The organism is Christiangramia aquimixticola (assembly GCF_048285835.1).
Classification (GTDB): Bacteria; Bacteroidota; Bacteroidia; order Flavobacteriales; family Flavobacteriaceae; genus Christiangramia; species Christiangramia aquimixticola.
In genome coordinates this window covers 122,530-123,678 of sequence record NZ_JBLVTL010000003.1, presented here as the reverse complement: position 1 = coordinate 123,678, position 1,149 = coordinate 122,530, and the positions used below count along the sequence as shown (strand labels likewise).

Below are 1,149 nucleotides of genomic sequence, written 5' to 3'. Positions count from 1 at the left end.
GCGCCTTTTTAAATTTACATGATAATTTACCAGGAAAAAGAAATTGATTATGAGGAAAGGGGTATTTCTATTATTAGTTAGTGTGGTTTGTTTTCTCACTTCTTGTGATACAGATCGTGATGATATTAAATTGTCTCAGGCAGAACTTATTGAGTTCAGGAAAATTGTAAAAAATGGAGAATGGAAAGTTTCAAAATTTATAGAGAATGGAACTGCCAAGACCAATAATTACGACGGTTATAGCTTTTCCTTTCAGGAATTAAATACATTGATTGCTTCTGGTAATGCAGCCGAGGTAAATGGTACCTGGAGTACGAATAGAGATGAAGGACCCGGTTATGAGGCAAATAAAAAAATTTACCTGCATTTATTCTTTGGAGCAGATGAAAAACTTTCCAACCTCACCAATTCATTTATAGTAATTTCAGCCAGTTCCAGCGAGATCGAATTGGAAGTGATGGATAATGATTCTACCCTTCTAAGCTTTAGAAAAAACTAAATTCTTAAAGCGGGAGTTTTATAACATTCATTAAATTGCTCAAAAAAAAATTAAATGAGCAATTATACAGCTGCAAACGATCGGTATGATAAAATGCAATACCGCCGTTGCGGTAACAGCGGAATAATGCTGCCTGTACTTTCCTTAGGCCTGTGGCATAACTTTGGTGATAACGACGATTTTGAAAATTCTCGAAATCTTCTTCGAACAGCCTTCGATAATGGTATCACCCATTTTGATCTTGCCAATAATTACGGCCCTCCGTATGGTTCAGCTGAAGTAAATTTCCGAAAGATATTTAAAGAAGATTTTAAAGCTTACCGGGATGAATTATTGATTTCTACAAAGGCCGGATGGGATATGTGGCCGGGACCTTATGGAAATTTTGGCTCGAGAAAATATTTAATTGCAAGTCTCGATCAATCTCTAAAACGAATGGGATTGGATTATGTAGATATTTTTTACCATCATCGTCCAGATCCTGACACTCCTCTGGAAGAGACGATGGGAGCCTTAGATCAAATTGTGAGACAGGGAAAAGCTTTATATATAGGAATATCCCAGTACAATCCTGAAGACACTTCCAGGGCTGCAACGATTTTAAAAGATCTTGGCACACCCTTTCTTATTCATCAACCGCGATACAATAT

General features: G+C 36.7%; 2 protein-coding genes. Both read left to right on the top strand.

Annotated elements, in window-relative coordinates:
* The first annotated feature begins 49 nt into the window (after window positions 1-49).
* A complete protein-coding gene (locus ACNKXV_RS07445) occupies window positions 50-499 on the top strand; it encodes a hypothetical protein (protein WP_417907088.1) in 450 nt (149 codons plus the stop codon).
* Window positions 500-553: 54 nt separating this feature from the next.
* Window positions 554-1,149: aldo/keto reductase (locus ACNKXV_RS07440; protein WP_417907087.1), on the top strand; the 596-nt coding region annotated here is incomplete at its 3' end.